Raw genomic sequence first — 22,478 nt, forward strand, 5'->3', positions numbered from 1 at the left:
AGGAGAGAGACACCCATGAACGCCAAGTTCACCCCCCGCCGGCGACAGATCTGCATGGCTCTGGCCGCGGTTGCAGCGTTGCACGCCCCCGCCTTTGCCCAAGGAGCGTTCCCGGAGCGGCCGATCACCCTCATCGTGGGCTGGCCCGCCGGCGGCTCCGCCGATGCGCTGGCGCGGATGGTCGCCAACGACATGGCGGGAGCCCTGGGCCAGCCCATCGTCGTCGAGAACAAGGCGGGTGCAGGCAGCAACATCGGCTCCGAGTTCGTGGCCAAGGCCAGGCCGGATGGCTACACGATCATGCTGGCGACGTCGGCGTCGCACGGCTTCAACTCGGTCCTCTTCTCCAGGCTCCCCTACAAGCCGCTGGAAGACTTCGCGCCCATCGGGATGATCAACACCTCGCCCGGCACGATGCTGGTGCCGCTGGATTCGCCCTTCAAGTCGGTCCAGGACATCGTCAAGGCCGCCAAGGCCCAGCCCGGGAAGCTGAACTACGCCTCCGCCGGCATCGGCTCCTCGCAGCACCTGGCCGGCGCGATGTTCAGGAAGCTCGAGGACATCGACGTCACGCACATCCCGTTCAAGGGCGCGGGCCCCGCCATGACCGACCTGATGGCCGGACGGGTGGACTACATCATCACCACCGGCCCCCTGCCCTTCGTTCGGGGCGGCAAGGTTCGTCCGCTGGCGGTGGCCGCGCGCCAGCGCCACCCGGCCATGCCCGATGTCCCCACCTTCGAGCAGGCTGGCGTGAAGCTCTACACGGACAACTGGTACGGCCTGGTGGCGCCTGCCGCCACGCCGCGCCCGGTGCTGGACACGCTGAATGCGGCGCTGAACAAGGCGCTGGTCAAGCCCGAGATCCAGAAGCAGTTCATCGAGCAGGGCGCCTTCCCGGGCAAGCCGATGACGCCTGACGCGTTCTGGACGTTCGTCAGGAACCAGATGCCCGAGGCCGGCGAGCTGGTGCGGGTGTCCGGCGCCAAGGTGGAGTGAGCGCCGCGGCGGAACCCGGGATGGCGTTCCGCCGACGGGCTCCGTGCCACGCCGCGCCCTCGCTCAGGGCGGGCCACCACTTCCCGCCAGCGAATTGACCGTCTGCGGAACCTCCACCGGGTCCGCGCCCTGCACCACCACCTGTGCCACGGAAGGCACCCGGGCCCGCGAGGCGCCGATGCCCTCCATCACGGTGACGTGCACGCGCTGCACGCCGTTCACGCCCATGCCCTGGCGGTTCCAGCGGTTCTCGGGGTTGACCGGTTGCACGTCGCCGGCTTCGTCGGTCGCGCGGCAGGCCAGGATGTGCTCGCCCGGCGTGGCAGTCCAGTCGAACCGCCATTGCGTCCAGGCGAAGCGATCCTCGGAGACGGGAACCAGCCGGGCCTCGCCCCAGGTCGCCGCACCGTCGGTGCTGACCTCCACGCGGGTGATGCGGCCGGCCCCCGACCACGCAACGCCCTGCAGGACGACGCGGCCGGGCGCGAGGAAGCGCTGGCGCGTGATCAGGTCCGGCATCCCAGGTGGCATGAGGAGCGAGTGCACCCGCTTGAAGGTGACCGGTTCGCCCGGCTCGCCCTTCACCTGCTGGTACCGGTAGACCTTCGACTGCTCGACACCCCGGAAGGGCTGGTTCAGCACCGTGATGGCACGCAGCCACTTCACGCTCGCCATGCCGTACCAGCTGGGCACCACCAGCCGCAGCGGGAACCCGTGCTGCGGCAGCAGCGGCACGCCGTTGTGCTCCCAGGCCAGCATCACCTCGTCGCGAAGGGCTTCCTTGATCGGAAGGCTGCGCTCGAAGGCATGCTCGACGCCGAGGTCGATGCCCGTGTCCCATCCGGTGAACACGACTTCGACGGCATCGTCCAGCAATCCCGCCTGCTCCAGGATCGGCCGCAGCGGCGTGCCCGTCCACTGGTACTGGCCCATCGCTTCCTTGAACCACGGCACGTAGACGGCGCGGGGATGCAGCGTCGAGCGGCCCGTGCCGGCGCATTCGAGCGTGACCACCTGCTTGATGGTGGGCCGGCGCTTCAGGTCGTCGAGGCTGATCCGGGTCGGGTTGCGCACCCTGCCGTCCAGGGCCACGGAATAGCCCGCCGCGCTCAGCTGCGGAACGTCGAAGTGGATCAGCAGGTAGTGGGCGCCCAGGGGCGTGAGCGGCTCGCGCAGGAACTCGGCCTGCATCCCGTGGTTGCGGAAGGCCAGCACGGTCTCGGCCGCGCTGTACACGCGCGATGCGTTCTGCGGGTCGGGGCGGGCGGGGGTCGGCGTGTCCGGGACGGTCGTGCAGTTGCCCGGAGACACCTGGAGGGGGTTGCCGGTGGTCAGCTGCGAGGCGACCTTGGGGGCGGTGAGGGCGGCTGCTGTTGCCGCTGCGCCGGTGGCCAGGAAGTGGCGCCTGCCCGACCGGGAGACGCCGGGTTCGTCGGGATGGCTGCGGCCGGCCAGCCATCGATCTCCGGCATGGCTGCGGAATGGCTTGAAAGGAAATCTCATCGGTTCGCTCCTTGGATCTGACCTCCCTCCAGGGCTGAGCCCGGCTACCCGCGGGGCGCGAGTGCCGGTGCCTGCACGCGTGGGGCATGACGCGTGCCAAGCCGCGAAAGAGGCCTCCCCGTCGGGCACCGGTTCACGCTGGCTGCTGCAAACCGGCGGCGGCGAACGTTCCGCACGGCCGTTGCCGCGGCCGCGAACATTGGGGCAAGGGCCCCAGCTGGTCGGGTGAGGACACCCACCGCCGTGCGCGTCGTCAGGCGACTCGACGCGGGCTGCCAGTGAGAACCGCCGCGCCCGGCCGTAGTGGCGGCCACAACAGGGCTAGACTGCACCCGTGTCAACCTCACCCCCGAATACGCCCAGTCCCCTGAATACCGAGCACCGTGGCTGGAAGCTCCAGGCCCGCTGGCTCCAGTCCCTCTCGGCCGCCAGCGGCGGATGGGTGTGCTACGCCACCCGGCCTGCGTCGTCCCAGGAATTGAACCTCGGCCGCTGGCGCACCAGCGACGACGCCCTCGAGCATGGCCGCGCCTACGTCGACAGCAAGGTCGAGGCCCCGGCCCAGGTCGGCCAAAGGCCGAACGTCCAGAAGCGCCGCCTGTAGGCCGGCGGCTCGCCCTTCGCGACGGCGTTACTTGGCCGGCTTCTTCGGCGACCTGCGTGCCGCCTCCAGGGCCGCGGCCTTCTCCGCGTGCTTCTCGGAGCGTGTCTTGCGCGCCTTGGGCTTCTTGGTTTCGTGGTCGCCCTTGGCTTCCTTGGTGGCCTTGGGCTTGTCCTTGGCCTGCGGGTGGTGCGTGCGCACCAGCCGGTCGAGGGCGCTGGGCCTGGGCAGCAGCGCCTGCGCCTTGCGCTTGTCCCGCTCCTCCTTGAGCAGCCGGCGCTCCTCGATCAGGGCGGCCTCGGCTTCGGACGGCTCCTTGTCCGCCCCGCCCTGTTCCATCCGGCTCATCATCGCGCGGTGAAGCGCCTGGCCGTTCGCCGAGATTTTCTTGGTCATGGATGCGATACGAGTCGGCATGTGGCAGTCCTGTTGGTGCGGGAGGGCCACTGTAGGCCAGCCCCGCGCTCGGCGCCAGCCTGTCGGCGTCACTGCGCGGGCCCATGCATGAGCAGGGTGCTCAGCAGGTCCTGACGCGTCCGCTGCGGTCGCCTGTCAGGGGATCGGGAACGGCTGCCCGTCAGGCGTCTGCGCCAGCGCGCGGTACTCGGCCATCCAGGTCGCCTCGGGAAAATTGACCGGGTCCCGTGGTGCGAGGTACCGGACGATGTCGAAGTGGTTGAGCCGGTGGCCGACGGACTCGTTGTCCAGCCGGGCATCCCCCCGGATGTGCGCCATCAGCGAACGCATCGCGATGGCATACAACCAGGTGGCGGTTCCTACCCCATCGAGGCCGACCGCCGGAAAGTAGAGGTTCGGATGCCTGCGGCTGAGACAGAGCCCGCCACACCGCTCGTTCAGGTCCTCGACCGTGCGCACGGCCGCCAGGTCGGCATCGTCGAAGTACGACAGATCGACCTCGTAGCCCGTTCCCCAGAGCACCAGGTCCGCTTCGAGCGAAGAGCCGTCCGACAGCATCACGGTGTCGCCGACGATGGCCTCCACGCTCGCCTGCACCCTGCGGATGGCGTCGAACTGGGCCACCATTCGCGGCCTTCCCGGCACCAGCTGCTGTCGCTGCAGATCGACGGGCGCCCGCGGCAGGATGGCCTGCAGCCCGAACTTCTCGTAGCGTCCACGCAGGTCCGCGTCCAGCCCTGCGTTGATCTGGTGCGGCTTGGCCCCGGACATCTGCATGCGGCCGTACTCGCGCACGCTGCCCACGACGTGCTTGGGTTTGCGGGCGGGGGTGAACCAGCGCACTTCCCCGTGGTGCACCCAGGCCAACGACTGCGCTCCGTGCTCCAGCGCAAGGTCCAGCAGGTCGAAAGCCGACGCGCCACCGCCGACGACCAGCACGCGCCGGCCTTTCAGCTCGGACGGATCGCGCAAGGTCGAAGAGTGGTATTCGCGCAGCGTCACCGAGTCCCGCCGCACCGGGGGCACACGCGGGCGGTTGTGCGCGCCGGTGGCAGCGATCAGGTGCCTGGCCAGGACGGTGCGGCCCGGCGTGACGACCTTCCATGCGCCATCCACCGGGCTCACCGAGTGCACCGGGCAATCCAGGCTGATGCCGTCGGACAGGTCGAAGCGGCGGACCCAGGCCTCGATGTTCTTCAGGATGTCGGGCTGGAAGGGACTCTCGACGGCCAGATCGCCCAACGCCCAGTCGCTCGTGCCGATCTGGATGTCCTGCCAGGGCGGCAGCTGGCGCCACAGGCCCCCGACGCCGGACTGCCTCTCGAACACATGCGCTTTCAGGCCGGCCTGCCGCGCGTAATGCAGCGCGATGACGCCGCAGATCCCGCCGCCGACGATGGCGACGTCGAGTGGTTCATGCTGCTCAGCCATGGGGCCTCCGGGTGGGGGCGGTGACTATAGCGGCACCCGCTGGCCGCGGCCATTCCGTTTCTGGTCCGGAGCGGGATTGAAGCCGACGGACTCGCAATCCGCCGCAGCTTCGCCGCGTCTACCGAGGGGGGGCCGTCCTGTGTTCTGACCTCACCTCCGACGGTGTCTCAGTTCGCAGGCAGTTGTGCAAGAGATCGCCGCGCGCAGAAAGGAGCTTACTGCCTGTACCGAAGTTCAAACTTGGACTGACCGGAGAGCGACTTGAGATCGATTCGTTGCTGCAAGATATCCGAAGCCCCGGTGCCTGCCCTCACTCCAACGTTGCGAAACTGAACATTCGGATTTTCAGTGGTGAGAACGGCAGCCTCTTCGAATCTGGGCAATCTGTTGCCTGCCCAAGGCTCAATCTTGCTGAGACCTTCGGAATCGACAGAAAGCACACCCAATCGATTCGGTGCGATAGCGAACTCTTTGTTCGCGAAGACTCTACGATAGGTCTCCGCACTCGCTGCGATCGTGTTTAGATCTGCGGGCACGGTGCCTCCACTAACCACATCCAAGATGGCCCCATCGGAAGTCAAGAGCGTCTTTGCAACTGCGTTCGTCTTGCTGACAGCAGCAGCCAAAATCTCCGGATCGGACAGGTCTACGCCAGGTGAACTTACGAGAATATTCTCGAGAGAAGACGTGCTGGTACAAGTCGGCGCCAATCCGGCAGAGCCGGGTGTGCACGTTTGCTTTGAGACGACACGTTTTTCAAGCTTCCAGCTTGGCCCGAACGTCGCCACGGCCCAGTACATCAAGTTCGCTCTCCATGTTGGCACTCCAGTAGCTCGCATACCGTAATAGAAGTTCCTGTGAGTGTCGTGGGCTGTGCGCTCCCTCGTTCGGCAGTAGTGGTCGTGGATTACAGAGGCGTTGATGTACTGCCCCTCGAAAGGCCCCCCGATCACAGACCAAAATGGCTGTGGAATCGACGCCCCGTCTACTTCGACGTCTGCCGGTGTACTCCAGAGAAGTCCATTTGGATCTCGGAACCGAAAGGTCTGCCGCAGCTTGAATGTTGGCCGCGGCTGCGCGGATATGTTGAAAGTCCCTTGCAATTGATCGAGAAACGTTCCGAAGTGTTCTTGAGACGCAGCGGGACAGACGCTGAGGATCATAGCCACCGAAACGGCAACAGTACGTACTTGAGAGCCCATATCTCTCCTCTCGTTCATTTCGCGTCAGCGTATGCCATCTTGATCATGTTGCGCAAGCGTGACGTCAGCGCCGGAAGGCCTATCAAACGTGTCTTACAGAGTGTCATTTTCCAGTACGTCCGTTCCGACTTACACCTGACACTTAGCACAGATCGTCCCTGCGCGAAGGATTGTCGGCCCTAACGTCGGGATGTCCGTCGGCGACCGGGTGGCGCATTCGCTCTCTACCGCAAACTCACAGCAGCTCAGCAGCGCAAGGATGTTCCGCGTACCATTGCGTCAGAAAAGGAGGGGGTATGCACCCGACGTTTGAGGCGCTTTGCACTGCACTTGATCAACTTGCCGACAAGGTCACCGCCAACTGGTCTGACGATCGAACGGTGCGCGAGGTTTACGGCTGGCATCACCCGGCCGTGAACAGACACGACCTCGCCCAGCTGGCATCTGGGTTAGCAGAGCGCATTCGAGCTGCGGACGTCTTAGAGGTCGATGAGGATCAGGCAGAAGCACTCTCAGACTTCCCACGTCGGCTAAAGCTGCTGCACAGCGAAACATTGCCGCACATGTTCAATGGAAATGGCCATCAGGCCATTCCCGCGTACATCGGCACCCTTGAGGTGATCTCAGGTTTGCTGGCGCCACAAATCGGTTGGGTGCCAAGTCCCGAGCACCGGATGATGCCCGCACCTCTTGCTAGGCGTCTGCGTTCATACCACTCAACGCTGGATCAACTGGCGCCAAATGCTGAGCAGCTGCGCCAGCAGATCGCGCAGATCGAGGCGGCTACGGCGGCGGCAGAGAGCCTGCCCACGGACTTACAAGACTTGGCTGACGCTAGGAAGAAGATCGAAAAGTCCGCCACCGAGGCCTCTGAATTGTGGGGCAAGTTGGATGAGCGTGGCCGCGAAATCACGCAACTTCTCGAGAAGGCGAAGAGCCATGAGCAGGCTTCAGCCAAATTGGTGGACCAATGCGAGCAGGCCTATCGCATCACCACTACTAAAGGGCTTGCTGCAGCATTCGACCAGCGTGCGTTCAAGATCGCATTCTCAATGTGGGTTTGGGTGGTAGGACTGCTCGTGGCACTCGTAGCAGCCAACTATCTTGGTGCAGAGCGAATGAAGCTGCTCTCAGCAGCCCTTGAGGGAGATGACCTCAAATGGGGAGTCATATGGATGCATGCCCTGATTTCTGTACTCAGCGTAGGCGCCCCGTTGTGGTTTGCATGGGTGGCAACGAAGCAACTGGCGCAGCGTTTCCGGCTTGCTGAGGATTACGGATTCAAGGCATCCGTTGCAAAGGCTTATGAAGGCTACCGAAAGGAAGCTGCCCGAATCGACCCTGTATTTGAGGCCCGCCTCTTCGGGGCAGCGCTTACCCGCCTCGAGGAGCCCCCGCTGCGCCTGGTGCAGGATGAGATTCATGGCAGCCCGTATCAGGAGCTGATCGGCTCCGAAGCATTTCAGAAGGCGCTGCAGCAGTTTCCCGAATTGCGCGACAAGTTCTTCGAAATTGCGCAGCGCGGAGTGGCAGCTGCGAAGCAGTTAAGCCGTTCGAAAGACGAGCCGCGTCAGGAAACTCCAGGCGCCCCCTGACATGAGCCCCTCGCGTACGGTCCTCCGATATTCCGGGCTTCCGATGCTGCCGTATGCGAGACGCGCGGTGCCCTTGCAAGAACAGGCCATGACCGGATCGTTGAAGCAATAGCACGCCTGCGAGCGCTGAACGGCAACCCGATCAGCAACTCGTGGTGGGCAAGCTGCAGGAAGAGCTGAAGCGGTTTCACACCCCGTCCTCGGATAAGACGAAGCGCACCTTCCTGGAGTACCTTGAAGTGGACGTGAAGGCCGGATGGAGGTGGCTGAACTACGATCATCAGTCGGCGAGGCGCACGCTGGACGAACTCGTCTCCAAGCGCGGGGATGCGGTACACCGTTCCCGGCCGCTCGCAGAGAACGAACGCCGGCCATCTGGTGAAGCGCGAAGAGCTTGAGAAGGCGATCCGCTTCATGAAGGGCTTGGTCGCTGCAAACGAAAAAGCTCTAGCGGAGCCTTGAGCGGGCTGAACGTCTGTGTGGCACCTGCTATCGCCCCAGGCTGGCTCGGAATGACTGCTCATGCCGGGAGCGGACAATGAGGAATGGGATACCCAAGCAATAGCGATTTCACTTTACCCGAAGACGTGATACCTCGAGGCTTCCATGCTCTTGCCCGTTCAGACGCTCGGGTTCTGGTACTGGGGACGCTGCCAGGGGAGCGCTCCCTCGCGTGCAGCGAGTACTACGCCCATCCGCAAAATCGATTCTGGAGCATTGTGGGCGACATCCTGGGATTCGACCCACTCGGGTCGTATGACGCTCGCGTGCAGCATCTTCTCGACCATCGAATCGCACTCTGGGATGTCTGTGCCGCGGCCGAAAGGCCAGGCAGCCTGGACTCCAGCATTCGCTCAGAGACCGTGGCGCCGAATGATTTCTCCTCCTTTTTCGCCGACCACCCCGGGATTGTCCGGGTCTGCTTCAATGGGCAGCACGCAGCTAAGCTGTTCCAGCGACTTGTACGCGAGACTCTTCCTGCCGATTTGCCGTGCGACTGGGTATTGCTGCCCTCCACCAGTCCGGCAAACGCGTCGACACCACTTGAAGAAAAGCGGCGTGCGTGGGCTCAGGCGCTTCTGAGCTGAGCGCGCTGCGACGGCCGATCTAAAGCACTTCGTGGATCTGATAGATCGGCCCGCCAGCCTCGCGGCGGCCGGTGCCGATGGCGATGATCCGGTGCAGCCACTGCAGCCGGGGCGCACCGGTTTCGAACGTGGGCACGATGCGGAAGTAGTAGCTGGCCGGGTCCACGGCCTCGCCCGCGGCCAGGCGCGCCATGACGTCGGCGGGCCCGTGGCGCAGACCGCGGTAGGCCATGTGGATCAGCTCGCCCTCGCGCGTGCGAAGCTGAAGGCGCACGTCGAGCACGAGCACGCCGTCGGGCCGTGCCAGCATCCAGTCGCCCCCGGCCGAGCCCAGCACTTCGCCGCCGAGGCGCTCGCCTTCGAACGTGCCGCCCGCCACCGTAGCGACGCGTCGGCGCCCGGCCGGCGTGTCGCCGACGTCGACGATCTCGGGCACCGAGAAACGCACTTCGAACAGGGGTCGGGTCTGGATCATGGGACTGGCCTCATTCGCAACAGGGGGCGGCCGCGAAACTGTAGTCGCTTTGCGGCCGCGCCGCCGCGACCCCTGCCCGTTCGCGAGCAGGAGCCACGCCGTCATGGCGGTGTCCACGTCGACAGCGCGTCAGTCCGGACGGATGGCGCGGGCCTTGATGACCGCGGCGTAGCGGTCGCTGTCCGCGACCATCGACGCGCGGAACTCGGCCGGCGTACCGAGCGCGGGCTCGGCACCGATCGCGCGGATCTGCTGCGCGATCTGCGGGTTGGCCAGCAGCTTGTTGACCTCGGCATTCACGCGGTCGACCACTTCCTTGGGCGTGCCGGCCGGCGCGAACAGGCCGTGCGTAGTGCCGGCGTCGAAACCCTTCAGGCCCAGTTCGTCCATCGTGGGTGTCTCGGGGAACTGGCTGGACCGCTTGGTGCCCGCCGTGGCCAGCAGCTTGAGCTTGCCGCTCTTGATGTGGGTGACCGACGCGCCCGAGTCGAACGAGTAGTTCACGTTGCCCGCCAGCAGGTCCTGCAGCGCCGGCGTCGTGCCGCGGTACGGGATGTGCACCGTGTGCAGGCCGGCCATCGCCTTGAGCATCTCGCCGGCGATGTGCGGCGAGGTGCCGTTTCCGGCGCTGGAATAGCTCAGCTTGCCCGGGTTGGACTTCGCGTACTTCACGAACTCCTGGAAGTTGGCGTACGGCTGGTCGTTGCGGGTGACCAGGAAGATGTCGATGCGGCCGATGCCGGCGACGGGCACGAAGTCCTTCACCGGGTCGAAGCTCATCTTCGGCATCATGTGCGGCACCATCGTGAACGAGCTGCCCGCCGACACCAGCAGCGTGTAGCCGTCGGGCGCGGACTTGGCCACCGCCTCGGCGCCGATCAGGCCGCTGGCACCGGCCCGGTTGTCGATCACCACGGGCTGGCCGAGCGCCTGCGACAGCGGCGTGCCGATCGCGCGCGCCACCACGTCGGGCGAGCTGCCCGGGGGGAAGTTCACGATCAGCCGGACCGGCTTGCTCGGCCAGGCCTGGGCCATCGACATGGCGGGCGCGAGCGCCGCGAAGGAAGCCGTGAGGGCGATCGCGGCCGCGTGCAGAGCGAAGCGGCGGCGGACCGGCGTGCGCTGCGGGGTGGTGGTTTCGAAGGACATGGAAACGCTCCTGGTGAAGGGATTTGCAATCAAGCGCCGGTGAGGGCGACGGAAGAACCTTGGCTCGGATGGGTTCGCAACTTCTGTGCCGCTGGCAACGCCGTCATGCCGCGATGCCGATGCTCTCGGCCACCGCATTCCACGGCGCGACGTCCGCGTACTTGCTGCGCATGTCGAACAGATTCGCGTCGTGCGGACCGATGGCGCGATCGCCCACGCAGTCCTCGACGACGATGGGACGGAAACCCCACGACATCGCATCCACCACGCTGGCGCGCACGCACCCGCTGGTGGTGCATCCGGCCACGAGAAGGGTGCGCACGCCGCGCGCGGTGAGCCACGGCGCCAGTGCCGTGCCGAAGAAGGCGGAAGGCGCGGTCTTGCGCACCACCAGCTCGCCGGCCATCGGCGCGAGCTGCGGCACGAACTGGCTCGCGTCGGCCTCTTCGTGCAGCACGCGCATGCCGGGGATCTTCTCGCTGAAGACGTTGTGGTCGCTCGCGTCGTCCGCATAGACGATGCGGCTGTGCGCGATGGGCCAGCCCTGCGCGCGCGCGGCGGCCAGCAGCGGCACGCTGGCCTCGATCGCCTGCGCGATGTTGCCGCCGCCCAGCTGCGCCGGGTCGGCGAATCCGCGCACGAAGTCCACCACCAGCAGCCCGAAAGGCGGCTGCCGCCCGAGGGAGCCGCCCAGGCCCTGTCGACGGTAGACCTCCAGGTCCTTCGCGGCCTCCAGATCGCGCCCGCTCATGCTTCGCCTCCCTTGACCATCAGTTCCTCGCACACCCTGCCCTCGCGCACCACGACCAGGTCGTCCAGCATCACGGTGCAGTTGCGCATCGGGATGTCGATGTGGCAGGCCGTCGTGCGGCTGCCGCCCACCTCGTTGTTCGGGCCCAGGGACCACAGGAAGTTGCCGTCGAAGGCGCGCGCATCCATCCCGATGCTGGCCTCGCGGTCGTACAGGCCCAGCGTGCTCCAGCGGGCGCGCTTTTGCAGGCCCCAGCCGATGTGCGACAGCGCGTAGGCCTCCGGGTCGTGGAAGGACTCGACGTAGTCGCGCAGCAGCTCGGCATCGAGCCCGCCTTCGATGGCGCGCACGTAGCCGCCTTCGACCTGCAGGGTGACCGGCGCCTGCACGTAGCACTTCTGCGGCAGCAGGATGTCGCCGCGGTCGAGCACCACGGTGCCGTCGCTGCCGCCTTCGTCGGCCCACGTGAGGATGAAGCCGCTGGGCCAGTGGTCCCAGCGTCCCGGCTGGTCGACCAGGCCGTATTCCTGCACCACCGGGTACTGGCCCAGCGAGCAGGTCAGGTCCGTCCCGGCCCGGGAACGCACGCGCATCGTCTTGCGGCCTTCGAACAGGCGCGCGGCCGACTGCACCCGCTCTTTGTCGGCGAGCGTGGGCACCATGCGCACCAGCACCTCGGGCGGTTCCACCGCCAGCAGGATGCGCGTGCCCGAGGACAGGATGTCGTGCTGCTCGGGCGAGAACAGCAGCGTCATCAGGTCCAGCACGTAGTCGCTCGCCTTCAGGGCGGCGATGGCCGGGCGGTTGCCGGTCAGCGGCGTGGTGCCCAGGTACGCGAGCGGATCGCGGCTGAGGGATTTCTCCGCGTTGACCGACGAGAGGTCGAGGCGGCTCACGCAGGCGCCGCGCGCGCTGGCCGAGGCGATGGCGCAGCGCAGGGTCTGCGGGTGCGTGCTTTCGCTGGTGAGCACGGTCACCATCTGCCCGGCGCGCACGCCCGACAGCGACAGCACCTGGTCCCAGGCGCGGACCAGGTCCGCATCACTCACGGCCATGGGAGCCTCCGTCGAAGGTGCATCCCAGGTGCTCGCCGAGCAGGCGCAAGAACCCCTCCTCGTCGTCCCAGGGGATCATGTGGCCCGCGTTCGCCGCGGTGGCTTGCCGCAGCCCGGGTGCGAGCCGGGCGATCTCGGCCAGGTCCTGCGGCAGGATCACGCCGCCGCGGCCAGCGGCCATCAGCAGGCCGGGCGTGCGCAGCCTGGGCAGGTCGGCATGGATGTCGTCCTCGTGGAAACCGTTGTAGGCCTGGACCACGGCGGCCTCGTCGCAGGTGTGCAGCCATTCGGCGCGCAGCTGCAGCTGCTGCTCGGTCCAGGTGGGCGAGAACGCGCGCAGCCCCTGCGCATCGGTGCCCTGCGTCGCGAGGCGGATGGAGTCCACGTACCACGACAGGGGCGCGGGGTACGGCCGGCGGCCGGGTCCCGTCACCGGCGGGTCCACCAGCAGCAGGTGACCGATGCGTTCGGGGTTGCGCGCGGCGGCGCGGATCGCCACGCGCGCGCCCATGGAGTGCCCGAGCACGATCGCCTCGCGCCACTGCAGCGCGTCCAGCAGGCCGGTCACGTCGGCGGCCATCGCGTCCAGGCTGGCGTCCAGCCCGGGCCGGCTTTCGGACAGGCCGCGGCCGCGGAAGTCGAGCACGTGCACGTCGTAGTGCTGCGCGAGACGTTCCGCCACGAAACCCCAGGTGATCGCCGGGCTGGTGATGCCGGGCAGCAGCAGCAGGCGCTTGCCCTGGCCGCCGTAGCGCAGCAGGTGCAGGCGCACGCCGTTGGCTCGCACTTGCAAGCCGTGGCAGAACCGGGTCATGACGCCACCGCCGCGGAGCGCGCGTACGCGCCGGACAAGAGGGCTCCGGCGTTGGGCACGACCGGGTCGAGCCCCAGTGCGCCGAGCATGCTGTAGACGGTGCACACCGCGGCCGACACCACGGGGATGCCGATTCGGTCCTGCACCGGCTGGATCGACGCCAGCGAGGGCATCTGCACGCAGGCCGAGAGCACCACGGCGTCGCAGTTGGCGGTGTTGAGCTTCCTGGACAGCTCGATCGGCGCGCGCGGGTCGCGGGCGCCGACGGCCAGGTTGTCCTGGATCTCGAGAGAGACCGCGTCCTGCACCTCGAACCCCTCGTTCTCGATGTAGTCCACGACCAGCGCCGTGAGCGGCTTCATGTAGGGCGTGAGCACCGCGATCTTGCGGGCGCCCAGCGTCCGCAGCCCATCGATCAGCGCGCCGGCGCTGGTGACCACGGGCGCCGCCGCGCCGTTCTCCACCGTCAGCGAATGCAGGCGCTGCTCGGACTGCCGGTGGTAGCCGCGGCCCATGCTCATGATGGCGACCAGGCAGGCATAGCCCAGGACATCCACGCGCGCATCGGACAGCTCGAGCGCGCAGCGGCCGGAGTCGCCGTCCATCTTCGCCAGTTCTTCCTTCGTCACGTGCTTCATGCGCATGCGCGAGGAGTGGAAGCTGAAGCGCTCGGGCGCCACGGCCTCGCGGGCGCGCAGCATGGCCGGGATCTCCGTCTCCATGGTGGTGTTGGAACTGGGCACGATCTGGCCGACGCGGAAGTTCTTCATCGCGAGACTCCTCAGGCGGCCAGCGGGGTGTCGAAGCGGCTGGTGCAGGACACCGCGTCGTACTCGTAGATCCATTCGGCGCGGATGCCCACGGCGTTGGGATTGCGTTCCTGCTCGCGCTGGTACTCGAGGTCGCGCTTGCGCTGCTCTTCCGGCGACGACAGGTGGTAGGTCCGGCCGCGTTCGCGCGCCTGCAGCTGCACCCGGCTCGTGCGCGGGCGGCGCTCGGCCTCGTAGGCGGCCAGCGCGGCGGGCACGTCGCTGCGGAAGTGGTCCAGCGCGCAGGCCAGCACGTAGCCGTCCTCGATGGCCATCGCGGCGCCCTGCGACAGGAAGGGCAGCATCGGGTGCGCCGCGTCGCCCAGCAGCGTGGCGTGGCCGACCGACCAGCGGTCCATCGGGTCGCGGTCGAACAGGCCCCACTTGAAGGTCTGGGTGCGGTCCGTGTTCTCGAACAGGCGGATCAGGTTCTCGTGCCAGCCGGCGTAGAACGACAGCAGCTCCTCGGTGGTGCTCGGCTCGGTCCAGCCTTCCTTCACCCAGGCCGGCGACTCGCCCACGGCGACGATGTTCACCGCCGCGCCGCCCTTCACGTAGTAGGTGACGACGTGGGCCTTGGGGCCCATCCAGAAGGAAGCGTCGGGGCTGACGTAGGGCAGCGGGTGCCGGTCCACCGGGACCAGCGCGCGCCAGCACATGTGGCCGGTGTAGCGGGCCTTGTCCGCGCCCCACAGGGCGTCGCGCACCGCCGAGTGGATGCCGTCGGCGCCGACCACCACGTCGGCCAGGTAGCGGGTGCCGTCGTCAAGGACCACGGTCGCGCCGCCCGAAGTGGTTTCCACGCCGGTGCAGCGCACGCCGAAGCGCACCGACTCGGCCGGCAGGCCCGCGCACAGGATCGCGTGCAGGTCGGCGCGGTGCACGTGGTAGAACTCGGCGCCGAACAGGCCCGGGGCCGTGGCCTTCAGCGGCGTGCGGAACAGCTCGGTGGCCGTCTCCCAGTTGCGGCCCACCATCGCCTCGGGCAGGAAGCCCACCCGCGCCAGCTCCTTCTCCAGGCCCAGCGCCTTGAGCACCTTCACGGCGTTGGGCGTGATCTGCACGCCGGCGCCGATCTCGCCGAAGGCCGACGCCCGCTCGAACAGACGGAACTCGATGCCGCGCGCGTGCAGGGCCCGCGCCAGCGTCACACCACCGATGCCGCCGCCGACGATGGCGACGCGCAAGACTTTGCTCATCCAGATCTCCTGAGTTGCCGATGCGGCGGGCGGAAGGCTCGCCGCGTGCCTGCATTGAAACGGAAATTAAACGATCGACCAAATCAATTTAAATGGTCGACCAAATAGTGGGGTTACAGGCCCTGGCCGCGGGGTGCGCGCGCAGGCGCTTGGGTAGACTGGGCGGCTTGCCTGATCCCATGACCGCCCGCCCCAAATCCGCCCCCCGCCCCGCCCCCGTCGCCGCGCCCGTCGGCCGCAGCGGGGTGGCCACCCCGGCCCGCAAACGCGGTTCGGCGCGCACCGGTCCGGGCCGTCCGGAAGGCGAATCCAACCTGCGGGAAAAGATCCTGGACGCGGCCGAGATCACGTTCGCCGAGCTCGGCTACGCCGGCACCACCTTGCGCCTGGTGGCCGACGCCGCCAGCGTGACGCAGGCGCTGATCAGCTACTACTTCGGCTCCAAGCACGGCCTGTTCGAGGCGACTTTCCTGCGCCGGGGCCTGCCGATCTCGCAGCAGCGCACGGCCAACCTCGAGGCCCTGCAGGCGAGCGGCAAGCAGATCCGGTTGCGCGACCTGGTGCAGGCCTTCCTCTCGCCGGTGCTCGCGCTGCGGGCCACGCCGGAAGGCCGCCCCTTCCTGCGCCTGCAGGCGCGGCTGCACACGGAGCCGCCGAGCGTTTCGTACGAGCTGCGCACGCGGGTGTACGACTACTCCACCCGCCAGTACGTGGAAGCGCTCAAGCTCGCCCTGCCCGACCTGCCCGAACAGGACGTCTACTGGCGGATGGCGCTCATGGTCGGCGCCTACATGTACGCCTTCTCGGACACGCACCGCCTGGAGGTGACCGCACCCGGGCTGGTGGACCTGGACGACACCGAGGCGATCCTGGACCAGATCACCGCATTCGTGGTCGCAGGTCTTCAGGCGCCGCCGAGCACGGCCGCTACGGCAGCGGGCTCGCCGCGGCGGGCGGCCTCAGCACGCTGACCACCCTCCACGCGCGGGCCGCCAGCCCGGCGGCCGAGACGCTGGCCCAGACGAGCACGAGGGTGCCGGGGTCGACGAGGTTCATGATCACGGCCGTTCTTTCGGGGGACGGGCGGCAGCGGACCCGAGCGCATGCCCTGCTGTCCTGCACGTGGCGCCGGGCTTCGTGGCGGCCGTCAATCCACCTTCAACCCCGCGTCGCGGATGACCGGGGCCCAGCGGGTGATCTCGTCGCGGGTGATCGCGGCGAGTTCCCCCGGCCCCGCTTTCATGGCGGTCGCGCCCTGCGCGGCGAAGAAGGCTTCCATCTCGGGCAGGGCCTGGACGGACGCGACGGCCTTGCGCATCTGTTCGATGTGCTCCTTGGGTACCCCCTTGGGCGCATACATGGCCACCCACAGCTCGCCGACCAGGCCCGGCACCGTGTCGTTGGCGAGCGGGACATTCGGCAGCGCCGGCGCGCGCTGCAGCGAGGGCACCGCCAGGGCCTTGAGCTGCCCCGACTTCACGAACTGCAGCGAGGCCGGGATGGTGCTGACCATGATGTCGAGGTTGCCGCCGATCACGTCGGTGAGCGCCGGCGCGACGCCCTTGTAGGGCACGTGCGTGATCTGCACGCCCTGCGACTTCTTTGCCATCTCCATCAGCAGGTGCGAGAACGTGCCGTTGCCCGACGAGCCGTAGCTCAGCTTGCCCGGGTCCTTGCGGGCCAGCGCGATCAGTTCGGCCAGCGTGTTGGCGGGGAATTTCGGGTGGACCACGATCGCGTGCTGCACGACGGCGATGCCCGACACCGGTTCGAAGTCGTTGATCGGGTCGAACCCGGTGGACTTGTACAGGCTGGGATTGACCGCCTGGGCGCTGTTGACCGTGACCAGCCACACGCTGCCGTCCTTGGGCGCCGACTTCGCCACCCATGCGGACCCCACGTTGCCGCCCGCGCCCGGCCGGTTCTCCACGACCACGTTGGTTCCCGGCAGGAATTGCGGCAGGCGGGCCGCGACGTTGCGCGCCATGACGTCGTTCGAGCCGCCGGCCGTCTGCGGCACCAGCAGGACGATCGACTTGGGCAGCTGCCCCTGTGCGAACACTGGCACGCTGGTGGCGAGCGGCGCCAGCGCAAGGGCGGCCGCGACGCGGCGGCGCAGAGGATCGATCTGGCTCATGGTTCTGTCTCCTGCTGGCGGGTTGGCGGCGTGACCAGGTGCTGGTCCTGCCCGATCTGCGGCGCCGTGCTGCGGATGCGTCCCGGCGTGCGGGACAGGCGCGGGAACACGTTGTGCATCACGACGCTGCCCAGCTCTGGGTCGGGCACCTCGACCAGCACCTCGCGCTCCCTGACGTGCGGGTGCTGCATCAGTTCGTCGACGTTCAGCACCGGCCCCACGGTCACCTCGTGCCGGCCGAAATGGGCCAGGTTCTCCTGCAGCGTCCGCTGTCCGATGAAGCCGCCGATCAACTCGTCGAGCGCATCGACGTTGGCGATGCGCGCGGCGTTGTCCACGAAGAGCGGATCGCGCGCGAGTTCGGGCCGGCCGATGGCCGCCAGCACCCTTTCGGCCATGCGCTGGGTGGAGCCCGACATCACCATCCAGTGCCCGTCGCTGCACAGGTAGGCGTTGCGCGGCGCGGCATTCTCCGCGCGGTTGCCCAGCCGCCGCGGGCGCCTGCCGGTGTGCTGGTAGATCGCCGCATCGGGGCCGAGCACGCCGATCATCGGCTCCAGCAGCGAGAGGTCGACGACCTGCCCCTCGCCGCCATTGACTTCCACCTCGCGCACGGCCGCGAGCGTGGCGAAGGCGCCCGAGAGGCCGGCGATCATGTCGGCCAGGCCCAGGTTGGGCAGGGCGGGCGGCTTGTCCGGAAAGCCGTTGCGTTCGGCGAAGCCGCTGAACGCCTCGACCAGCGTGCCGAAGCCCGGCCGCTCGGCGTAAGGGCCCGTCTGGCCCCAGCCGGAGATGCGGACGATCACCAGCTTCGGGTTGACGGCGTGCAGGTCGTCGGGACCGAGGCCGAAAGCCTCCATGCCGCCATGGCGGAAGCTCTCGATCACCACCTGCGCCTGCGGCACCAGCTGGAGCAGGGCGTTGCGATCGCCTTCGTCCTTGAGGTCGAGCCGGATGCTCTTCTTGTTGCGGCCGTAGACCTTCCACCACAGGGCCTTGCCGCCGTTCTTCCAGTCGCGAAGGGTGTCGCCCTGCGCGCTTTCCACCTTGATGACTTCGGCGCCGAAGTCGGCCAGCTGCAGCGTGAGCATGTTGCCTGCCATCAGGCGGGACAGGTCCAGCACGCGGATGCCCGCCAGGGGCAGGCGGCTGGTGGCGCTCTCCTTCATGCGGCCTCCTTGCGAGCACGCGCGCGGCGTGCCTGCAGGGCATCGTAGCGCGCGAGGAACCTGCGCGCCTTCACGGCGATCGGCTCGTCGATCATGCGGCCCTCGTGCGCGACGGCGCCCCGGCCCGCGGCCACGGATGCGTCGAAGACCTCCAGCAGGCGGCGCGCCTTATCGGCTTCCTCGGCAGTCCCGCCGAACACCTCGTTGACGATCGGCACCTGCGCCGGATGGATGCAGATGGCTCCGCGCATGCCGATCGCCTTGGCCTGGAGGGCCACCGCGCGGTACGCGGCGGTGTCGGTGAACTCGGCCACGGTGCCGGGCAAGCCCATGGGTTGCAGGCCCGCGGAAGCGGCGGCCAGCGCCAGCATCTGCGCCGGGACCGCCATGCCTTGCGGGGCCGAGGCGATCCCCATGGAGGCGCCGAAGTCCTCGGTGCCGAAGAGCAGGCCGGCCAGCCGGGGCGAGGATTGCGCGATCGCCTGGGCATTGCAGATGGCCAGCGCCGATTCCAGCAGCGCGACCACGCGGACGCTGCCGGCCACGCGCCCCAACCGTGCTTCCAGCGCCCGCATGTCCTCGTCGAGCTGCACGACCTGAGCGGGCGTCTCCACCTTGGGCACCAGCAGGCCGTCGGCGCCCGCGGCGATCGCCGCCTCCAGGTCGGCCGCCAGCAGGTCGGGCTCGTTGTTCACGCGGACATGGATGGGCACGCCCGCGCTTTCCTGCAGTCGAGGCACGAAGGCCGCGAGGTTGGCGCGGGCGGCCGCCTTGGCAGGGCGGGCCACCGCGTCCTCGAGGTCCAGGATCAGCGCGTCGGCACCTCGCTGCCCGGCCTTGGCGAGGAAGCGGTCCGTGTCGGCCGGCACGAACAGCATGGAACAGGGTTCGACAGGGGTGGGGCTCATGCGGCCATTTTGGCGCGCCTTTGCGCTGGCGCCACGAGTTGCCGTCCAGGGGCGAGCGCCGTGGGCAGTCAGCTGACCGGTGGCTCAGCGCGTTGGCCGCGAGACGGCTCAGGTCCTAGTGCGCGACGCTGAGGGCCTGCAGCTGGTCGACTTTCCTCTGTGCATCCACCAGCAGCTTCCTCACCTCCTCGATGGAACTGCGCTTGATGCTCCCGTCCTTCACGAGCGAATCAAGGCTGCGGAGCATGTCCTGCAGCTCATCGCGCTTCTTCACGGCGTCCTGCCACTCGTCCCGTCTTGCCTTGCCTTGTTTCCGAGGATCCATCAGCTGTCCCTGTCAGGTTCCGAACTCCAAACCCTCCCGCACAGCCTTGTTCAGGTGCCCAGCACGGTGCAATGAGGCCTTGGAGATGAACGCTGGGGGCCGCTGGTTTATTCCCTCCGTTCCGGGCGATTCAGGGTCGCGATAGTCGAGCTGGCCTGGAAGCGCTGGTGCGACGTCATCCTGATGGTGAGTCCCGGGAACCTGGACGCATAGGAGAGACACGTCTCCCGTTCCAGAATGCCGGGGTCTGGAGGTCTTTCCATGCTAAAGCTCAACGCGGTGCTGCTGGCTTCGGCCCTTGCGGGATGCAGCACTCCAATCAGTCAAGGCGGCAAGTCCGAGATCGTGTCTGCCGCTAACGAGACGATCCGCATGCGCTGGAATCCGCAACTCACGAACGAGCGCGAGATGCGGTCCGTAGCGATCGCCTTCTGTGGCGGCCGGGATGTCGACGAGCTCCAGTCCTTGCCGGACACCGATGCTTCAAGCGGCCTGCAGGCGAAGACCTGGCGCTGCAAACTGTTCCCCGGGTTCGCTGGCGGTCGGTAGTGGTTCTGTGATTCGGCCTATTGGCTCAGGAGCGAACGCCGTCGCCTGGCACCCCGACGCCGGCTACCACCGGTGCGAGCGGTGTGCCGTCCGCGCCGACGAGTTCTATGCCCACTCCGGGCCCGCCCGTGTCAGTGTCGTCCACGCGGCTCGTTTTCGGCGCCCTCATGGACGGCGCGCGTTCGGCGGCCAGCGATTGCTGCAGCGCGACGCCCGCGGCGACGCCTGCTAGGAAAGTAAACAACCTCATTGCATGCTCCTGGTGACGGCATCATTTAGCCGCCCCGCAGCAGCACTGTGTATCGGACGCAGCCGGGCCGTCTGTAGGAAAAGGCGGTTTCAGAGAGCCGAGCATCACCACCCGGTCGAACGGCGTGAAGTGGCCCACCGTGCGCTTGGAGCGAGAACAGTTTCAAGTCGCTTGGACTGCTTGCCGTGCACGAGCATCTCGATCGACTATAAGAACGGAATGCTGACTTCAGACCAGGTTTGCGAACCGGGTTTTTACCGGTACTACGACGCCGGGGGCCACCCGGTAGTGGTGGTTGAGATTGCTCCCGCTGAGGCGCCGGAGCCGCACCTGGAGGTGCGATTCGAAGGGCGGGAGGAGTGGGTGATGCTCGCCGACCTGTCTGGCAGGTTCGAAGGCCCGCTCAGGAGCGTGGGCGGATCTTGACGACCGTCTTCAAGGCAGGCGGCGGGGTGGCAACCTGCCGGCCATGAACTCCCTGCAGCCCTTGCGAACCCTGGAAGCCGGCGTGCTCGCCGTCGCGTTCCACGAGTCGGGCCCGGCGGACGGCCCGCCGGTGTTCCTCATGCACGGCTTTCCGTACGACATCCATGCGTACGCCGAGGTCGCTCCCGCACTCGCGCAGGCCGGCTGCCGGGTCATCGTTCCCTACCTGCGCGGCTACGGGCCGACGCGGTTCCTGCAGGCGTCCACGCCGCGCTCCGGCGAGCAGGCCGCGCTCGGTGCGGACCTGCTGGCCCTGATGGACGCGTTGGCGGTCCCGCGGGCCGTGCTGGCGGGGTACGACTGGGGCGGGCGCGCCTGCTGCGTCGTGGCGGCCTTGTGGCCACAGCGCTGCGCCGGCCTGGTCTCGTACAACAACTACAACATCTTCGACCACGCGCGGGCGATGGAACCCGACACGCCCGGGAGCGAGCGCCAGCTCTGGTACCAGTACTACTTCCATTCCGAGCGCGGGCGCGAGGGCCTGCGGCGCCACCGGCGTGATCTCGCGCGCCTCTCTGGGAGACCTGGTCGCCGAGCTGGCGGTTCGACGACGCGACGTTCGAGCGCACGGCGGCCGCCTTCGACAACCCGGACTTCGTCGACGTGGTGATCCATTCGTACCGGCACCGCTACAACCTCGTGCCCGGCGACCCGGCCTGCGCCGACATCGAGCGGCAACTGGCGATGCAGCCGCCGATCACGGTGCCGACGATCACCTTCGACGGCGCCGACGACGGCGTGCGCCCGCCCTCGCCCGCCTCCGCGCATGCGCACCGCTTCACCGGAACGCGCGAGCACCACGTGGTGCCCGGCGCGGGCCACAACCTGCCACAGGAAAAGCCGGCAGTGTTCGCGCAGGCTGTGCTGCGGCTGGTGCGCGGGGGCTGAAGGCCGCCGCTCAGCCGCGCGCCTGCCTGGCCAGCTTCATCAGGTTGCTCTCGCTGGTGGTCGCGCCGATGGTGCGGGCCAGCTGCCGGCTGGTGGTGATATAGGCGTGGCCGAGGCGGCTGTCGAAGTAGAGCGAGTCGCCACGCGCCAGCTTGACCACGCGCCCGTCCTCGAAGTGCACCTCCACGGCGCCGCTGAGGACGTACACCCACTCCTCGCCCTCGTGCCGCGCGAAATCGTCCGGCCCCTCGATCCGCCGCGCATGCACCGTCCCGAGGATGGGGCTCATCTGCTTGCCGGCGGCCTGGGTCGCGAGGAATTCGTAGGTGAACGCCAGGCCGCGGTAGACCACGCCCCGGCCGGAGCGCGTCACCACCGGCCCCTGCAGCTGCGCCGGCTCGCGGCCTTCGACGAACATCGTGCCGATGTCCATCTTCAGCGCGTGCGCCAGCGCCGAGAACTTCTCGTAGCTCAGCGCGAGCTGGCCGCGTTCGGCGCGCGAGATGGTGGTGATGGAGATGCCGGAGCGCTGCGCGACTTCCGCCAGGGTCCAGCCGTACTTCTTGCGCGCCGTGCGGAGGCGCCGGCCGAAAGCCTCGCGGTCGGAGGTCGGCGTGGGCGCGGCGGCCGGCGCCGGTGGGCGCGGCGAAGGCTTGCGGGGGGTGGTCGTCTTCATAC

23 protein-coding genes and 1 pseudogene are annotated in these 22,478 nt (G+C 67.9%); 8 read left to right on the forward strand and 16 right to left on the reverse strand.

Annotation, left to right across the window (positions count from 1 at the left end):
• Nucleotides 1-15: 15 nt before the first annotated feature.
• Nucleotides 16-999: a Bug family tripartite tricarboxylate transporter substrate binding protein gene (locus ASG30_RS08975; protein WP_055895094.1), complete on the forward strand. Its 984-nt coding sequence runs from the start codon at nucleotides 16-18 to the stop codon at nucleotides 997-999.
• Between the two features lie 63 nt (nucleotides 1,000-1,062).
• Here the strand turns inward: ASG30_RS08975 and ASG30_RS08980 are convergent, their stop codons facing one another.
• Nucleotides 1,063-2,502 (reverse strand): sulfite oxidase, encoded by a 1,440-nt coding sequence (locus ASG30_RS08980; protein WP_082521988.1) that lies wholly within the window; start codon nucleotides 2,500-2,502, stop codon nucleotides 1,063-1,065.
• Nucleotides 2,503-2,944: 442 nt separating this feature from the next.
• Between ASG30_RS08980 and ASG30_RS22475 the strand changes: the two genes are divergently transcribed.
• Complete coding sequence (locus tag ASG30_RS22475) at nucleotides 2,945-3,106, forward strand: hypothetical protein (RefSeq protein ID WP_156385466.1); 162 nt, start codon at nucleotides 2,945-2,947, stop codon at nucleotides 3,104-3,106.
• A 27-nt stretch (nucleotides 3,107-3,133) separates the two neighbouring features.
• On the opposite strand, the gene ASG30_RS08985 is transcribed toward ASG30_RS22475, so the two are convergent.
• The 3 genes from ASG30_RS08985 to ASG30_RS23090 form a co-directional block, all read right to left on the reverse strand.
• The gene (locus tag ASG30_RS08985) at nucleotides 3,134-3,499 is read right to left on the reverse strand and encodes a hypothetical protein (RefSeq protein ID WP_055895096.1); all 366 of its coding nucleotides are present in this window, start codon (nucleotides 3,497-3,499) and stop codon (nucleotides 3,134-3,136) included.
• A 156-nt stretch (nucleotides 3,500-3,655) separates the two neighbouring features.
• Complete coding sequence (locus ASG30_RS08990; RefSeq protein ID WP_055895098.1) at nucleotides 3,656-4,951, reverse strand: FAD-dependent oxidoreductase; 1,296 nt, start codon at nucleotides 4,949-4,951, stop codon at nucleotides 3,656-3,658.
• A 215-nt stretch (nucleotides 4,952-5,166) separates the two neighbouring features.
• Nucleotides 5,167-6,171, reverse strand: a complete 1,005-nt coding sequence (locus ASG30_RS23090; RefSeq protein WP_200947283.1) for a DUF1353 domain-containing protein — start codon at nucleotides 6,169-6,171, stop codon at nucleotides 5,167-5,169.
• A 278-nt stretch (nucleotides 6,172-6,449) separates the two neighbouring features.
• On the opposite strand from ASG30_RS23090, the gene ASG30_RS08995 reads away from it, so the two are divergent.
• The 3 genes from ASG30_RS08995 to ASG30_RS22100 all read left to right on the forward strand — a co-directional run bounded on the left by ASG30_RS08995 (nucleotide 6,450) and on the right by ASG30_RS22100 (nucleotide 8,836).
• Nucleotides 6,450-7,748 (forward strand): hypothetical protein, encoded by a 1,299-nt coding sequence (locus tag ASG30_RS08995; RefSeq protein ID WP_156385467.1) that lies wholly within the window; start codon nucleotides 6,450-6,452, stop codon nucleotides 7,746-7,748.
• 155 nt (nucleotides 7,749-7,903) lie between these two features.
• Nucleotides 7,904-8,146, forward strand: a complete 243-nt coding sequence (locus ASG30_RS22480; protein WP_156385468.1) for a hypothetical protein — start codon at nucleotides 7,904-7,906, stop codon at nucleotides 8,144-8,146.
• A gap of 147 nt (nucleotides 8,147-8,293) precedes the next feature.
• A complete protein-coding gene (locus ASG30_RS22100) occupies nucleotides 8,294-8,836 on the forward strand; it encodes a DNA-deoxyinosine glycosylase (RefSeq protein ID WP_082521990.1) in 543 nt (180 codons plus the stop codon).
• 19 nt (nucleotides 8,837-8,855) lie between these two features.
• On the opposite strand, the gene ASG30_RS09000 is transcribed toward ASG30_RS22100, so the two are convergent.
• The 7 genes from ASG30_RS09000 to ASG30_RS09030 all read right to left on the reverse strand — a co-directional run bounded on the left by ASG30_RS09000 (nucleotide 8,856) and on the right by ASG30_RS09030 (nucleotide 15,088).
• The gene (locus ASG30_RS09000; RefSeq protein WP_055895101.1) at nucleotides 8,856-9,311 is read right to left on the reverse strand and encodes a DUF3237 domain-containing protein; all 456 of its coding nucleotides are present in this window, start codon (nucleotides 9,309-9,311) and stop codon (nucleotides 8,856-8,858) included.
• A gap of 129 nt (nucleotides 9,312-9,440) precedes the next feature.
• A complete protein-coding gene (locus ASG30_RS09005; RefSeq protein ID WP_055895103.1) occupies nucleotides 9,441-10,460 on the reverse strand; it encodes a Bug family tripartite tricarboxylate transporter substrate binding protein in 1,020 nt (339 codons plus the stop codon).
• A 103-nt stretch (nucleotides 10,461-10,563) separates the two neighbouring features.
• Nucleotides 10,564-11,211: an isochorismatase family protein gene (locus ASG30_RS09010; RefSeq protein ID WP_055895104.1), complete on the reverse strand. Its 648-nt coding sequence runs from the start codon at nucleotides 11,209-11,211 to the stop codon at nucleotides 10,564-10,566.
• Complete coding sequence (locus ASG30_RS09015) at nucleotides 11,208-12,266, reverse strand: hypothetical protein (RefSeq protein ID WP_055895107.1); 1,059 nt, start codon at nucleotides 12,264-12,266, stop codon at nucleotides 11,208-11,210. The genes ASG30_RS09010 and ASG30_RS09015 overlap by 4 nt, the downstream gene beginning before the upstream one ends.
• The gene (locus tag ASG30_RS09020) at nucleotides 12,253-13,080 is read right to left on the reverse strand and encodes an alpha/beta fold hydrolase (RefSeq protein WP_055895109.1); all 828 of its coding nucleotides are present in this window, start codon (nucleotides 13,078-13,080) and stop codon (nucleotides 12,253-12,255) included. The genes ASG30_RS09015 and ASG30_RS09020 overlap by 14 nt, the downstream gene beginning before the upstream one ends.
• Nucleotides 13,077-13,850, reverse strand: a complete 774-nt coding sequence (locus ASG30_RS09025) for a maleate cis-trans isomerase family protein (RefSeq protein ID WP_055895110.1) — start codon at nucleotides 13,848-13,850, stop codon at nucleotides 13,077-13,079. The genes ASG30_RS09020 and ASG30_RS09025 overlap by 4 nt, the downstream gene beginning before the upstream one ends.
• An 11-nt stretch (nucleotides 13,851-13,861) precedes the next feature.
• Nucleotides 13,862-15,088, reverse strand: coding sequence for an FAD-dependent monooxygenase (locus ASG30_RS09030; RefSeq protein WP_055895111.1), 1,227 nt, complete (start codon nucleotides 15,086-15,088; stop codon nucleotides 13,862-13,864).
• Between the two features lie 179 nt (nucleotides 15,089-15,267).
• Between ASG30_RS09030 and ASG30_RS09035 the strand changes: the two genes are divergently transcribed.
• A complete protein-coding gene (locus ASG30_RS09035) occupies nucleotides 15,268-16,059 on the forward strand; it encodes a TetR/AcrR family transcriptional regulator (RefSeq protein WP_082521991.1) in 792 nt (263 codons plus the stop codon).
• Between the two features lie 176 nt (nucleotides 16,060-16,235).
• On the opposite strand, the gene ASG30_RS09040 is transcribed toward ASG30_RS09035, so the two are convergent.
• From ASG30_RS09040 to ASG30_RS23095, 4 genes are all read right to left on the reverse strand, one after another.
• Nucleotides 16,236-17,225: a Bug family tripartite tricarboxylate transporter substrate binding protein gene (locus ASG30_RS09040; RefSeq protein ID WP_055895113.1), complete on the reverse strand. Its 990-nt coding sequence runs from the start codon at nucleotides 17,223-17,225 to the stop codon at nucleotides 16,236-16,238.
• Nucleotides 17,222-18,394 (reverse strand): CaiB/BaiF CoA transferase family protein, encoded by a 1,173-nt coding sequence (locus tag ASG30_RS09045; RefSeq protein WP_055895115.1) that lies wholly within the window; start codon nucleotides 18,392-18,394, stop codon nucleotides 17,222-17,224. Before ASG30_RS09045 ends, ASG30_RS09040 begins: the two co-directional genes overlap by 4 nt.
• Nucleotides 18,391-19,302, reverse strand: coding sequence for an HpcH/HpaI aldolase/citrate lyase family protein (locus ASG30_RS09050; protein ID WP_082521992.1), 912 nt, complete (start codon nucleotides 19,300-19,302; stop codon nucleotides 18,391-18,393). Before ASG30_RS09050 ends, ASG30_RS09045 begins: the two co-directional genes overlap by 4 nt.
• A gap of 115 nt (nucleotides 19,303-19,417) precedes the next feature.
• Nucleotides 19,418-19,549, reverse strand: coding sequence for a hypothetical protein (locus tag ASG30_RS23095; RefSeq protein WP_268793572.1), 132 nt, complete (start codon nucleotides 19,547-19,549; stop codon nucleotides 19,418-19,420).
• Nucleotides 19,550-19,888: 339 nt separating this feature from the next.
• Between ASG30_RS23095 and ASG30_RS09055 the strand changes: the two genes are divergently transcribed.
• The gene (locus tag ASG30_RS09055) at nucleotides 19,889-20,176 is read left to right on the forward strand and encodes a hypothetical protein (protein WP_055895118.1); all 288 of its coding nucleotides are present in this window, start codon (nucleotides 19,889-19,891) and stop codon (nucleotides 20,174-20,176) included.
• Between the two features lie 719 nt (nucleotides 20,177-20,895).
• A pseudogene (locus ASG30_RS09070) lies at nucleotides 20,896-21,800 on the forward strand (alpha/beta fold hydrolase).
• Nucleotides 21,801-21,810: 10 nt separating this feature from the next.
• On the opposite strand, the gene ASG30_RS09075 reads toward ASG30_RS09070, so the two are convergent.
• Nucleotides 21,811-22,476, reverse strand: a complete 666-nt coding sequence (locus tag ASG30_RS09075; protein ID WP_055895124.1) for a helix-turn-helix domain-containing protein — start codon at nucleotides 22,474-22,476, stop codon at nucleotides 21,811-21,813.
• Between the last annotated feature and the right edge of the window lie 2 nt (nucleotides 22,477-22,478).

Source organism: Ramlibacter sp. Leaf400, assembly GCF_001424545.1.
Taxonomy (GTDB): domain Bacteria; phylum Pseudomonadota; class Gammaproteobacteria; order Burkholderiales; family Burkholderiaceae_C; genus Ramlibacter.